Origin of the sequence: Prosthecobacter sp. (genome assembly GCF_049294395.1) — a bacterium.
Taxonomy (GTDB): Bacteria; Verrucomicrobiota; Verrucomicrobiia; order Verrucomicrobiales; family Verrucomicrobiaceae; genus Prosthecobacter.
On sequence record NZ_JBAQCR010000362.1, the window covers coordinates 1 to 13,569 of the forward strand.

The 13,569-nt window shown below is 60.4% G+C and carries 11 protein-coding genes; 3 read left to right on the forward strand and 8 right to left on the reverse strand.

What is annotated here, in order from left to right; all coding sequences use genetic code 11:
• The 5 genes from WAW39_RS24290 to WAW39_RS24310 all read right to left on the reverse strand — a co-directional run.
• Positions 1–550: acyl-CoA dehydrogenase family protein (locus WAW39_RS24290; protein ID WP_422321749.1), on the reverse strand; the 550-nt coding region annotated here is incomplete at its 3' end.
• A gap of 24 nt (positions 551–574) precedes the next feature.
• Positions 575–2,608, reverse strand: a complete 2,034-nt coding sequence (locus tag WAW39_RS24295) for a 3-hydroxyacyl-CoA dehydrogenase NAD-binding domain-containing protein (protein WP_422321750.1) — start codon at positions 2,606–2,608, stop codon at positions 575–577.
• A 35-nt stretch (positions 2,609–2,643) separates the two neighbouring features.
• Entirely contained in the window at positions 2,644–3,915 is a 1,272-nt protein-coding gene (locus WAW39_RS24300) for a thiolase family protein (RefSeq protein WP_422321751.1), read from the reverse strand.
• Between the two features lie 4 nt (positions 3,916–3,919).
• Positions 3,920–5,407 (reverse strand): phenylacetate--CoA ligase family protein, encoded by a 1,488-nt coding sequence (locus WAW39_RS24305; protein ID WP_422321752.1) that lies wholly within the window; start codon positions 5,405–5,407, stop codon positions 3,920–3,922.
• Positions 5,361–6,398 (reverse strand): patatin-like phospholipase family protein, encoded by a 1,038-nt coding sequence (locus tag WAW39_RS24310; RefSeq protein ID WP_422321753.1) that lies wholly within the window; start codon positions 6,396–6,398, stop codon positions 5,361–5,363. The genes WAW39_RS24305 and WAW39_RS24310 overlap by 47 nt, the downstream gene beginning before the upstream one ends.
• Before the next feature lie 86 nt (positions 6,399–6,484).
• On the opposite strand from WAW39_RS24310, the gene WAW39_RS24315 reads away from it, so the two are divergent.
• The 3 genes from WAW39_RS24315 to WAW39_RS24325 are packed head-to-tail and all read left to right on the forward strand — an operon-like array spanning position 6,485 to position 7,807.
• Complete coding sequence (locus WAW39_RS24315; protein WP_422321754.1) at positions 6,485–6,760, forward strand: hypothetical protein; 276 nt, start codon at positions 6,485–6,487, stop codon at positions 6,758–6,760.
• Positions 6,757–7,215, forward strand: a complete 459-nt coding sequence (locus tag WAW39_RS24320; RefSeq protein WP_422321755.1) for a Spy/CpxP family protein refolding chaperone — start codon at positions 6,757–6,759, stop codon at positions 7,213–7,215. Before WAW39_RS24315 ends, WAW39_RS24320 begins: the two co-directional genes overlap by 4 nt.
• Complete coding sequence (locus tag WAW39_RS24325) at positions 7,193–7,807, forward strand: RNA polymerase sigma factor (protein ID WP_422321756.1); 615 nt, start codon at positions 7,193–7,195, stop codon at positions 7,805–7,807. The genes WAW39_RS24320 and WAW39_RS24325 overlap by 23 nt, the downstream gene beginning before the upstream one ends.
• Here WAW39_RS24325 and WAW39_RS24330 read toward each other — a convergent pair.
• From WAW39_RS24330 to WAW39_RS24340, 3 genes are read right to left on the reverse strand one after another with little or no spacing between them, the layout of a single operon-like run.
• Entirely contained in the window at positions 7,801–9,189 is a 1,389-nt protein-coding gene (locus WAW39_RS24330) for a proton-conducting transporter membrane subunit (protein ID WP_422321757.1), read from the reverse strand. The genes WAW39_RS24325 and WAW39_RS24330 overlap by 7 nt on opposite strands.
• Before the next feature lie 14 nt (positions 9,190–9,203).
• The gene (locus WAW39_RS24335; RefSeq protein ID WP_422321758.1) at positions 9,204–10,553 is read right to left on the reverse strand and encodes a proton-conducting transporter membrane subunit; all 1,350 of its coding nucleotides are present in this window, start codon (positions 10,551–10,553) and stop codon (positions 9,204–9,206) included.
• 27 nt (positions 10,554–10,580) lie between these two features.
• Complete coding sequence (locus WAW39_RS24340; RefSeq protein WP_422321759.1) at positions 10,581–13,508, reverse strand: DUF2309 domain-containing protein; 2,928 nt, start codon at positions 13,506–13,508, stop codon at positions 10,581–10,583.
• Between the last annotated feature and the right edge of the window lie 61 nt (positions 13,509–13,569).

Consider the following 13,569-nt stretch of genomic DNA (forward strand, 5'->3'; position numbering starts at 1 on the left):
AGGCGCTGATCTCGCCTTTGGCGCAGCGCGGCAGGTATTTGGCCTTCTGCTCCTCAGTACCAAACAGTATGAGCGGCTGCGGGGCGCCGATGGACTGATGCGCAGACAGCAGCGCCGCAAGGTTGCCGCAACGGCTCCCCAGCAGCATGGCCGCGCGCGAATAATTCGTCTGCGAAAGCCCCAGCCCGCCATATCGCACGGGGATCTTGATCCCGAAGGCGCCGATTCGCGCCAGTTCGCTCAGCAGCATGTCAGGTATTTCACCCTTCGCGTCGATCTCATCAGGATCTGCATAGAGATTAAGCACCCGCTCAAGCCGATGCAGGAACGCGTCGCCCTGATCGTGGTCTTCGCCGCTTTGTTTCGGAAATGGCAGCAGTTTGCCAAAATCCGGCTCGCCAAAAAAGATTCCGGCGGCGATTCCGGTGTTGCGGCGTTCATCACGCGCAGCTTCTGCCATTTCGAGCGCGGCACGCTGCCCCGCATTCATGCGGGAGGTGTCGATCTGCATCCTGGCTTCAGGCTTCGATTCTTCCAGAGTAGTTTTCATGGCTTGGTTCTCCAGTTGAGGGTTTTAATAATCAATGATGCCCGTATCCCGGGCGAAAGTGATGGGGCCTCCACGGAACGGCGGGTAGCCGGTGCCAAGCACCATGGCCAGATCGATGTCATCCGCGTTGCGCGCGATGCCCTCCTTGAGACAGCGCATCGCCTCCTGGCTGATCAGCAGCGCAAGATTGGTCTGGATGCTTTCGTGCCTTGGCAGATCTGAATGAGTCGTGGGCAAGATCTCCTTGCCGTCCTCATAGCGGTAGAATCCCTGCCCCGTTTTCTTGCCGAGGTGTCCCGCACTGACCATCTTGTCGAGAGCATCGGTATGCGGAAACCGATCCGGGAAAGCATTGGAAAGCGTCTTGGCCACATGCGCAGCCACGTCGAGACCGATTTCATCCAGCAGACGCATCGGCCCCATCGGCATGCCAAACTCCAGCATCGCCTCGTCGATGTCCTTCACCGGAATACCGCTCTCATGCAATCTCACTGCCTCCATCAAGTAAGGCACCAAGATGCGGTTCACCAGAAATCCCGGGCTGTCTTTGACCACTACCGGCGTCTTGCCAATTTTTTGCACAAAACTGACCACCGTGGCCAGCACATCAGGCGAGGTTTCCGGCAGCGTGATGATCTCCACCAGCGGCATGCGATGCACCGGATTGAAGAAATGCAGACCGACGACGCGCTCCGGATGGGGCACCGTTTTTGCCAAATCCGACACAGACAACGCGCTGGTGTTCGTGGCCAGAATGGTGTCCGCCGAGACACGTGCGGCCAGATCCGCGAAGATCTTCTTTTTCAATTCCATGCTCTCCGTTGCAGCCTCGATCACAAGATGGTGCCTGTTAAGCGGCACCGGCACATGCGTCGTGCTGATGTGGTCCAGCGTGTCCCGCGCCTGAACCTTCGTCACCAGCCTTCGGCGCGTGGCATCTGAAACGAGGCCATGAATCCGTTCCAGTCCACGCGCGAGGCTGTCGTTGGTGACGTCCGTCATTAGCACACGGATGCCACGCGAAGCCAAGATATGCGCAATTCCAGCCCCCATCACGCCCGCACCGATGACGGTGGCATCGTGGATGGGCAGCGCCGTGCCGCTTGGGGCAGGGCGCTTGTTGGCTTCTTCGCGCTTGAAAAATAGGTCGATCAACCGCGCCGAATCACGGCTTTTAATCAGTTCAGCCACCGCGTTGCGCTCAAGCAGCAAACCTTTCTCAATCTCGCCATGAACTGCATGCGTGACGACATCAACCGCCTTGGTGACTGAAGGATAGAGCCCGCGAGTCTTTTCCAGCACCTTGCGTTTCGCCAGGTAGCCGATGACCGGAGAGAACACATTTTCAAACCGGAACTTCGTAACTGGGCGTTTTTCACGCGCCAGACGGCGGGCCAGTGTCTCAAGGCGCTCCGCTGGCACCACGTGGCTGACGAGTCCTGCACGTTTGGCGGCAGTGGCATTGAGCAGCTTGCCGGTGGTGATGAGATCGAGCGTTTTGCGCACGCCAATAATCCGTGAAAGTCGTGTGGAACCGCCCCAGGCAGGCAGAATGCCGAGCTGGGTTTCTGGCAGGCCGATCTTGGTGCTGTCGTGATCACTGGCGATGCGCCAGTCGCAGGCGAGGGTCACTTCAAATCCGCCGCCCATGCAGGCGCCATGAATCGCGGCAATCTTTGGCACTTTCAACCGGGCCAGCCGGTCAAAAACGGCCTGTCCGAGCCAGATGAGATCATTCACCCGGACATACTGCATGGTGCGAATGGCCTTGATGTCAGCACCTGCGATGAAGATGCGCTCTTTGGCGCTGCGCAAAACCAAGGCTTTGACACGGGTGTCGTGCTCGATGGTTTCAAGCAGATGATTGAACTCACGCAGGGTCTCTTCGTTCCAGACATTGACGGAGGATTTGGGGGAGTCGAAAGTGATCCAGGCGATACCGTCGAAATCGATTTCGTGCCGGAAATGCTTCGGCGGCATGGGATGACCGTGGATGATGTCCTCCAGCACATGTGGCGGATCGTGGATGATCGAGGGGCAGTTGAGCAAAGTTTTCATGGCTTTGAGTTGGATGAGAATGTTCTGCTTTAAATTCATAATGCTTCGAGGCAGGCCGCCATCCCCTGCCCCCCTCCCACGCAAAGGCTGATCACGGCGCGTTTGCCATCGCTGGCATGCAGTTGATTGAGCGCCGTCTGAACGAGGCGCGCACCGGTGGCTCCGACGGGATGGCCCAGGGCGATGGCTCCGCCGCAGGCATTGATCTTCGCGGGATCGATCTCACCCAGCGGTGATTCCAATCCAGCGCGACGGGCGCTGGCGGGATCGGCAAGGCATTTCATGACCGCGAGCACCTGGGCGGCGAAGGCTTCGTTGATTTCAAAGACGTCGGCTTCATCCAGTTTCCAGCCACTGCGATGCAGTGCGGCATCCAGCGCACGCACCGGGCCCAGCCCCATGCGTGCAGGATCACAGCCAGTGGCTGCATAGCTGACGAGACGGCCCAGCGGCTTCCAGTTGTGTGCCGCAGCGGCTTCTTCAGTGGCGACGAGCAAGGCCACCGCACCATCGGTGATCTGGCTGGAGTTGCCTGCAGTCACCGATCCGGTGGCCGTGTCGAAGAGCGGCTTGAGCTTGCCCAGTTTTTCGAGGCTGGAGTCGGCCCGGATGCCGTTGTCCGTCGCGACAACGTTGTGACCGAACACGGGCGCAATTTCCTGATTGAGCAGGTGATTTGCCCGCGTGGCGCACAGATGGCTGCGCATGGCAAAGGCATCCTGCATGTCCCGAGTGATGCCAAACTCACGCGAGAGAACCTCTGCAGTCTGCCCCATGTTCAAGCTCGACACGGGGTCCGTCAGGCCGAGTTTAAGACCGATGACGGGCGCAAAGTCAGACGGGCGGAAATGGAGCGCTGCTTTTGCACGTCCGGTGAAATCCCGCGCACGATTCATGGCGGTGAATTTTTCAACGGCAGGCCGTGAGAAATAGAACGGCATGTTGCTCATGCTTTCCGTGCCGCCGACCACGAAGACCTCCCCCTGCCCTGCGCACATCTTTGCGTGCGCGAGGGTGAGCGCCTCCAGGCCGGAAGCGCAGTTGCGATGCACTGTCATGGCCGGTTTCGATTCGGGCAGTCCCGCGCGCAGCGCGATGACTCGGGCGATATTCATCGCCTCGGGTGGCTGGCCGACGCAGCCCAAGATGGTTTCATCCACCAGCATTGGATCAATGCCAGTGCGGGTGAGAAGCGCCGCGACAGCGTGACGACCGAGTTCGACCGCATCGAGATGCGCGAGGTCGGTGCCAGCACGTGAGAATGGCGTGCGGGCGGCGGCAACTATGACAAGTGAGGGAGTTTTCATGGCGTTAGGAGCTGAGTGCCACATGCGCTGCGGCGGGTTGGGCTTTGGGGCGATGATCGACGATTTTCTCCTCCTTCAGGAGGCGTCCGATGCCGAGCTGATCGCGAAGCTCGGACATCGAGTGGAAATGGAGTCCGTTCGGCGTGATCTCCGTGGCTTCGTGAAAGCGGCGGGACACCGCGAGTTCGAGTTCAGATTCGCGCACGCCGAGTTCAGCGGTGAGGTGCAGATGCACCTCGTCCATTTCCAGAGGGTCGTCATGGCGCTTGCGCAGTTCGATCTGCCAGGCTGCGATGCCTTTTTGATCATCCAGCAGATGTTCGAGCATGTTGAAGTTCACCAGCGTGCCCTTCAGCTTGTCCACATGCAGCTCGCGCACTTCACTCACGCGAGAGATGGGGCCCAGCAAGCGCGGGCAGGTGCGGCCGCAATTGGGGCATTGTTCCCATGTCATGCCACCTTCGGCGATGTCGCCGGTGCGATAGCGCAGCACGACAGTGCCACGCGCATTGAGCGGTGTGAAGACGATTTCACCGGGCTGGCCATCCGGAACGACTTCTCCCGTTTCTGGATTGATCAGCTCCACGATTCCAAGATCGGGGCTCAGGTGGTAGCCGCTGGCTTCGTGGGATTGGCCGACACATTCTGGGAAGGCCATTTTCGCTTCGGTGAAACCATAGGTGGCCATGACATGCGCATCGGGGCTGCCGAGCTGGGTGGCGAGATCGCGCAGGCGGGCACGCAGGCCATCGGCGACTTTTTCACCGCCAAGGACGAGCCGTTTCAGCTGGGGCCACTGCCTGCCGGTTTCATAGGCCTCACGCAGCACATGATAAATGAAGGTGGGCATGCCGATGAGGATATCGGGCTGGATCTTGTCGATGAGCCTGATGTTGCCGTCGGTGCCGAGGGTTTTGCCGCCGCCGGTACTCAGCATGAAGGTGCCAAAGCCAAGCCCTGCATGATGCGCCAGCCAAAAGGCCAGATGTGGCGCATAAGGGAAGAGATTGATGTGCTTGAAGTCACGCTGCGAGCGCCCTGCCAGCATCAAGCGGCTGCCGCTGATGTCGAGATTGTGCAGGTCATGCTTCGTGTAGAGAAACGGCACGGGATCGGATGAACGGCCCGTGGTGCTGGTGAGCAGAAGGGGGCGGAATTCCGCCTCCGCCTGATCCTTCGCGGCAGCACGACCATGCAGCAGCGCGGTGCAAATCATGCCGGGTTCACGGCGGAGAACCGCCTCATCCGGAACCAGCACAAAATCACGCGGGTTGGCGAGATCCTTCTTTGAAGTGAATGGCACGTGGCTCCAGTCCTCGAATGATTTGATGTCGAGCGGCTGGATGTCGTGCTCTTCAAAAACGCGGTGGTAGTGCGCGCTGAAGGGTATGACGCGGTGGCTCAAATACTCTCGTAGCTGCGTGAGCTGCCACTCGCGCCAGGTCTCAGGCGGCGTGGCGTTCCAATCTGGTGTGTGATGGAGCAATTTCATGGCTGATTGTCTCCTGGTTGAGGTTGGGTTCGATCTGAAGCAGGGCACGCATGGCAGGCAGCGCGGCGGTTGCAGCGTCACGACCGGCCTGCAGGTACTGCTCAAAATTCTCGTAATCATGCCATGTCGAGGTGGCAAAATGCGGATGGATGACCACGTCGGCGGCGGCTTCCTCCTTCTTGATGAGGTGGAGCTGCGCGGCCATCAAAGCACGGCGGAAAGTGTCCAGCACGTTTCCGTTGGCGAGCAGGTTTATCTTCTGCCAAAACGTGCGGAAGATGCGCGAAAAGGCGCGGTCAGCAGGTTTGTCGGCCTGCATGAAAGTGTGATCACTATTGGATTCGAATTCTTCCGGTGCAGGCATGACATTCACCGCGATGACGCCGTCGAGATTGAAGCGTTTTTTAAGCAGCTTCACCGGCAGGGGCTCGGAAACGCCGCCATCGGTGTAACGCCGGCCGTTGAGTCTGACCGGAGCACACACAGCCGGAATGGCCGAACTGGCATGCACCGCGTGCGAAACGATGCCTGAATCGAAGACATAGGGCGTGAGGCGATCCAGATCGGTGGCAATGACCAGCAGAGGTTTTTGGAGATCGGCAAAGGTCTTTTCGCCAAGATCGCGTTCGAGGTGCTTGCGCAGCTTCTCACCCCGGATCAGTCCTTCTGAGGGCGGGATGATAAAATCCATGAGAGCTTTCAGGGTGGGCCGGTCTTTGATCTCGCGGGCGCGCTCTTCCAACTGGGCGCCACTGAGTCCAGCGGCCCACAAGGAGCCTACGTAAGCCCCCATGCTGCAACCTGCCAGCGCCGCGATGGAAATGCCTTCCTCTTCGAGCACTTGAATGACGCCTACGTGCGCGAGTCCGCGCGCGCCGCCACTGGATAGAACCAAGCCGATTCGGGGCGTTTTCCCTCCCCCTGAGCCGTGCTTTGAGCTTTCTTCGGCACGACTCCATCCCCGGAAGGGAAGTTGGAGCTGGGTGTTCATGACCTGCGGGTGTTGTTATTGATTTAGACCCCTGATGTGAGAAATTGATTCAAAAATAGCGAATCTTTGTGCATAGATCGCATGCCATGAACAATTCGGATCTAAGTCGCATGCTCAAACATGCCGCAACCACCCCCCCGGTGGCCGTGCCTAGCGCACTGGAGGAAGCGATCATGGCGCGCGTACGGGTTGATGATGGCCGGGCCAGACGCTGGCGGTCGTTTGTCCAGTGGCTGCTGATTCTGGCCGCCCTCACGGGCATTGTGACTGCGAGCCTGATCGGGTGGGCTCTGGCTTCACGCGACACCATCCATACCACACCACCCACCATGGAACTGTTTCGCACAGGAAAGCCGCAATGACCTCACGAGTGAAATGGATGCTAATCTCGGTTCTCCTCTCCGCGCCCCTGGCTGGCGGAACCGCATGGCTGGTCACGGACTGGACGCTGCACCGCCATGGTGAAAGCCACGCCCACGATCATGCACCCACAGATCTGCATGCGTGGATGCATGAGCACCTCGACATCACGCCCGAACAGCATGAGAAACTGGAACCGCTTGAGGCGGAGTTTGAAAAGCTTCGCCTGAAATTGAAGGATGATGTTCGTCTGGCGGATGTGGCGCTGGCCCAGACCATCCGTGAGCCCAAAGTGGACGAAGCCGCGATGAATACGGCCCTGGAACGGTTGAACAAGGCTCAAGGGGCGCTGCAAAAAGCCACGCTCGATCATTTTTTCGTCATGAAACGCTACCTGCGTCCCGCGCAGGCCGCCAAACTTCTGGAGTGGACCCATGACAGCCTCACCCGCGATTGATGCACTGCTAATACCGCAGGCCGAAGTCTCCGCTGACGATTCAGCGGAGGCTCTGTACCTGCGTGCCGCTCAAGCTGGCGACATGGCCGCGTTTGAATGGATCGTCCGGCAGCATGAAGCGCGACTCTTCACCTTCTGCTGCCGCTGGCTGCGCTGTGTGGAGGATGCGCGTGAAGTCTGCCAGGATGCCTTTGTACGCGCCTGGCAGGCGCTGCCTGAATTTGAAGGACGGGCCAAGCTCTCGACCTGGCTGTATCAAATCGCGCTGAACCTGTGCCGTGACCGCGCCAAATCGCGCGCCTCACGACAGCGTGAAAATACGACAACGATCAACGACATCGACCAGCCGCTGCCGTGTCCGCAAAATGCCCCAGATGCGAGCGCGGAATGGCAGAGCGAGATGCAAAAACTCGAACGCGGGCTGGCGCAGTTGCCGGAAAAACTGCGCACGGCGCTGATGCTCAGCGCCATGGAAGGCCTGAGCCATGAGGAATGCGCCAAAGTACTGAATTGTTCAGTGCGAGGCACCGAGGGCCGCATTTACCGAGCCCGGCAAATGCTGTTAAAATGGTGGGATGAAGAGGGTCAGTGACCGTCTGCGGCCACACCCAAGGCTTTTTCAATGACCTGCGCGGCATCGGCGCGCCAGCCGATGATCGTGCTGGGAAGCAGACCGCCAAATATCAAAAAGACAATGCAGACGGTCAGTGGCCAGCGCTCGCGCGGCAGGGCGTCAGGGATGTTGATCACATGCTTTGGAAGCACACCCAGAAACAGGGTGTTGTACAATCGCAGCAGGTTGATCGCATTGAAGACTGTGGCGACGAGCAGCACGATGCCGGCCACCAGGTGATTTTGCAGCATGCCGTGAAATATGAGCTCCTCAGCGCAGTAGCCCAGCGTCCCGGGCAGGCCGACGAGTGCCAGTCCGCAGATCAGAAAGAATGTGGCCAGCCGGGGGGCCTTGGCCGCCAGTCCCAGATGCATCAGCGGATCCTCGCTGCTGCTGACCCGCACCTCCAGCGCACGCACGATGCAGATAAGCCCCGTAGAGGCAGCCGCGACCACCAGCCAGTGCGTCAGCGCCCCAGTGATGCCTTCGGCATTCGCAGTGGTGATGCCTGCGAGCATGAAACTTGCCTGACTGATGCACAGGTAAGCCAGCAGCCGCCGCGGTTTCTTTTCCGCAAAAGCCCGCAGGCTGGCAATGCCCACTGTGGCCACGGCTGCAATGCTGAGCACGTCAAAGGCATGCCTGGCAGCCTCCGGCAACGCGGCAGCCTCCGTCCGCCCCACCAACACCACGCCGAGGTGGCCGTTGAAGAGCAGCGCCTTGGGCAGCAACGGCCCATGCTCAAAGGCCTGCACCACTCCGGCATGCAGGGGAAACAATCCTTTGCGGAACACGACCGCCAGAATGAGCAGACCGAAGACCAGTTTCCCGCCATGCGCGAGATCATTGACCGACGCACTGCCCAGCAGCAGCACAGCTACAGTCAGGGCCACACAGCTGGCGAGGCGGATGCCGCTGGTGAGACGGCTCTCACGCTGTGCACCAAACATGCCCAGGGCAAACGGCACACAGGAAAGCCACCAGCCCGCCACCATGGGAATCCAGTTGGCGGCGGCGTAAGACGTCTGCATGGCGAGGGAGATCAGCAGCATTCCGCCTGGAGCTCTTGCTGTCACGTCGCGCCTGGGTGCCAGTACCACGACGCAGAGAGTCAGCGCAGCATAGAAAGCCATGGGCAGGGCGTTCAGCCCGTCCGCCACGAAGCAGGACAGCAGCGGATCATGCCGCGCCCCCTGCCCTGTGGTGCCTGACTCATACGCGGCGGCAAGAAAGCAGATCAAAGCAAGCACTGCGGCCACAACCGCCGTCCGTCGTGGTTGCGCGGTCTTCCAACATGCCAGCACACCACCCAGAAGGGATGTCAGGGCGGCGGTGATGTATGGCAGTGAAAGGTGCTCCATGAGTTTGTCTTGAATCAGGACACCGTGCTTTCAGCCGCTTGTGCGGGTGCATTTGCCGCCGGCTGTTTTTTGGGTGGCTGCGGCTCAAAAACGGCGAGCCAGCGTGCGACGGCCTGGACGGGTGCAACGATCCAGCGCTCCACGATTGCGTCATAAAATCCACGGCCGAGCGCCAGGCGGTAGAGCCAGAGCTGCACGGCGGGTGGCAGCAGAGATTCGTATTGGCTGCCCGTGGGGCTGACCTTTCCGCCAGCGGCGGCATGCACCCGATGATAGTCCCGAAGCATGGACGGAGTGCGCAGAAACTGCAGCGTGCGCAGCACGGCATGACTGACCAGATGGATGACGGCAAAGGTGGTCCAGCCGAAGCCGATCTCGACAAAGATCAGGCCGATCTGCGTCTGGGCCGCATAGGCGAGAGAGGTCTTGGCGTCGGCGCAGGTGCGGTGGACGAGCGTGCCTAGAAAGGCCGTGGCCAGACCGGTGATGATGATGAGCCCGGTGGCGATCCATGACTGGCGAATAAGCGGCTCAATCCGCAGCAGCAGGTAGGCCCCGGTGTGGATGGAGATGGCTCCATAAAACACAGCGCTGGAAGGCGTGGGCCCCTCCATGGCCCGTGGCAGCCAGCCCCAGAACGGTCCCTGAGAGGATTTCCCGCCAGCGGCGATCACCAGCAGCACTGCGATGACGGTGCCCTGGGCACCGTGCATCTGGCTCTGACAGCCAGGCCATTCACCGCTGAACATGCCCTCCCACGAAGTGGTGCCGAACCAGTGATGCGCCAGAAAGATGGCCATCAGCATGAACAAATCCGCCACACGGTAGGAGGTAAAGACCCAGAGCGCATTGCGTACAGGCTCAGGCCGGTACTGGAAGAACCCGACGAGCAATACCGAGGTGATGGCCACCGTTTCCCAGCCGACGATGAGCAGATCCAGCGAGTCCGCTGTGAAGACAAGCAGCGCGCCAAAGGTGAACAGGTGCAGCAGCAGGAAAAAGCGGTGGAAGCCCGGATCCCGATGCAGGTAACGCACGGAAAAGAAGCCCACGATGCCGGCCAGAACCACGGTCAGGCCCACCATCGGCAGGGAGAGCCGGTCAATCAGCAGGGACAGAGGATAGCCATAATGCCCCACGGTGAACCAGTCTCCCAGAATCACGCGCACGGAATGCAGCCCCTCCGCACCCATGCGCCAGCCGATGATGACCGCCAGAAGTGCGAGAAGCGAGTAAGCCGCTTTGGTGATCCACGCCATGATACGCTCCGGCACACTGCCGCCCAGCAGCCAGACGATGCTCAGCGCGAGGAAGAGCATGCCTGGCATGGCGATGAACAGTGGGATGAGGGTTTTTAGAGGCATAAAAACATAGAGAATCTGGCGGGCATATTATGCGGCCCGGGGATCGATGCGGGCCAGGGGGAGGTGTTCCATTTTGCCGCGATACCAGGCCATTGAGCTGGAAGCCACAGGAAGCGGCTCTTCATTGCCTTCAAACCTCTTAAAAACACCGTCCCGGTACACCTCCACATGCCCGTCATCCGGGTCCATGGTGGCCAGGCGAATCCACTGGTTGCAGACGATTTCGTTGAGTTCGCTGTCCGCCTTGATGACGCTCATCAGACGTTCAGGCGTGGTTTCGACAATGAAAAGCATGCGCACCGGCTCATGGATCTCAACCGCCTGCGCCGGCAGTCCTGTGCGCAAATCACTCTGATAACCGTTCATCACGCCGACCAGCCCGTTGATGTTATGCGGGAGCTTGGTGCCGCTGCCGTAAACATCGTTATCGACGGCAGAGAAGTAATAATCGAGATTGATGTTGTAGCACACTGGAAGCGCCGCACCGACAACTTGTGCCAGCGCTTCATTGGTGGGATCTTTGGTGGCGTCGTAGGAAGCGAGAAAGGCACGGCGGTCCATGAACAGGCCTTTGGTGATCTCACGCCGTCCGACAAAGGTCACGGCGTTGGTGCAGTGGCCGTATTCAGGGCGAGGCTCGCCGATGTGCTCCGCACGCTCCTGCACATGCCTCAGGCTGGATTCCGGAGTGATGTCATGGCCAGCCGCCTCAAACCGACGTGAACGCTCATGGGCGTTGAGCGTGCGAGCTTTGTCTAGCGACTGATGCACACGCGCCAGGTCCCCATGGTGGGTCTCAGGCAGAAGGTCCGTGTCAAAGAAGTGAATATCCTCATTGCAGGTGTCATGGTAACCGCCCAGAAACCAGGTATCCTCAGGAATGACCACACCTTTGGCCCGCAAGGCTTCCCTCACGGCCGGGCGATTGGCGATGAGGGCAAACAGGCGTGCGTTGGGCGCGCCTGTATGGCCGCCACAGGCCTGGCAGCAGTAGGCGGACTCGTAGGGGTTGTTCAGACTGGTGGAACCATGGCCGAGGATGACCACCAATCTCGCATGCCCCTTGTGCAACCCGGCAGGCCCGAGCACCTCATAAACACACTCCGCCTGCTCCTCGGTGGTGAACCCGCTCATGAGCCCGGTGGTGGCGCCCCGCGAGGCTGCGTCATCGCTCATGAAGGCAAACTCTGTCCTGGGCTCCGGCAGGAAGGCGCGGTTCAGCCACTTGATGAAACGACCGTAGGCCAGCGGGGTGAGCACGCGCAGCGCCAGCGGGAAAAGGCTCAGGAAACCGAGACAGGCTGTGCTGATCCAGCCGCGCACCAGTGAGCGCGAGGAGATGAAACCATTGCGCACCACGCCGGCCCATGCACGCCGCAGTCCCTGACGCTGCTTTTGCAGGTGCGCATCATCCTCCACCGGAACCTCACGCACGGAATGCTGCGGATCGACGACCACGGGGCATAATGAGACACCGCCCGGGTCATCTATGCCGGCATAATTGATGGCCACGCCAAAAAAGCCCGCGACCCCAACGGTTTCGATGCTGGGATCGACCTCTTCCAGTGCGCGCCGTATTGACTCTTCACGCTCATCAATGCAGAAGACCACCTGGGCGACCAGCCGGTTGCTGCTTGGAAAAACGCGCGGCATGCTGCGATGCCTGGCCAGCGGAATGAGCACACGCCGCTCATGTCTGCGCTCATAGGCCAGATGCAGGAGCCGTCGGCGTTCGGTCTCATGGCAGGCAAGGATCTCCTGCCCCAGCCGCGCCAAGTCCTCATCCGTGAAAGCCACGAGCTCACTGCTGCTGATGCCCAGCAGCTGGACCACATCAAACATACGCGCCACGTGGGTCAGCGGGTCAAAGCGCGGGACAGGCAGCTGGGTGGTGCGCCATGCGGCCGTGTCACCGGAGATGTCCTTGAGCGCGGCCACGGTGTAGGTGAGACGCAGCGCGAGAAACTCCATGAGGGAGCAGCGCACACGATCATGCGGGGCCAGCGTGACGTCCGCCTCCAGCATGCGGATCATGCCCGCCCAGCCGCGCAGCGCGAGCAGTTCTTCCGTGACAAACTCCTCCCACTGCCCCAAGGGCACAGCGAGCTGTTCGAGCGCCTCCAGCACGACGGTGCCCGCGTCCAAATTGGCAGCCTCCTGCCTCAAAAATTCAGCGCGCACACCGCTGAGATGCGCAGGGAATATGGCAAACGCCTGCGGCATGATCTTGCGCGCAGCCCGGAGCAGCCCCTTGTCACGGTGTGGCATGGGCCAATAGGCGATGCCCTGGTCCAGATAGGCCCCGGTGAGGCGGATGAGAGGAGGATGAATGAGCGCATCCATGTCGATGCCGTGCTGCGCCAGCACGACATCGCGCGGGCGTTTCGGCATCGCAGGAGGTGGTGCTGGCCGAGGTTTCACCCTGGCCATGCATGCGTCCCAGAGCGCCGACGGAGAATCTCTGCGCAAGGCCGTGGCGGAGGGTTCCGGCAGATCGCTGCGGAACGCATCCAGCCAGCCGCCCTCCTCCAGCTGCCAGGAAATGTTGATGCCATTCACGCGGCGCATACCGGGGGCCAGCATCACGCGCCTCAGCTCACGCCGCGTGAGCCTGCCCGGCAGGATGTCCGCATCCGGCTCGCGACTGAGAACCGCGTCGATATCTTCATCGAGGATGCGCTGCCTGCTCCGCTCGGTTTGATAAGCCTCTTCAGAAAGAAAAGGCTCGGCCTTGAACAAATCCCCCCCCTCGATGACAGCGTCTTCAAACCTCCGGTGCTGCAACGAACGGAGCGTGTTGTAATGCACGAAAACCCCCAGGGGGCCCTGTACAGGCAGCGAATGAGCCGCATGCTCCACCACCCGGCGCAGGTGCTCAAGACGCCCCTCTGCCGGTTGAGTTTCCTGCCAGGAGTCGTGACAGCCACAGGGGCTGGCATGGGTGCGGATGCTCATCGAAGATCAAAGGTCTATTAAAAAGCCTCCTCGCGGACTGCGCCATCCCTTAATCAAGGGG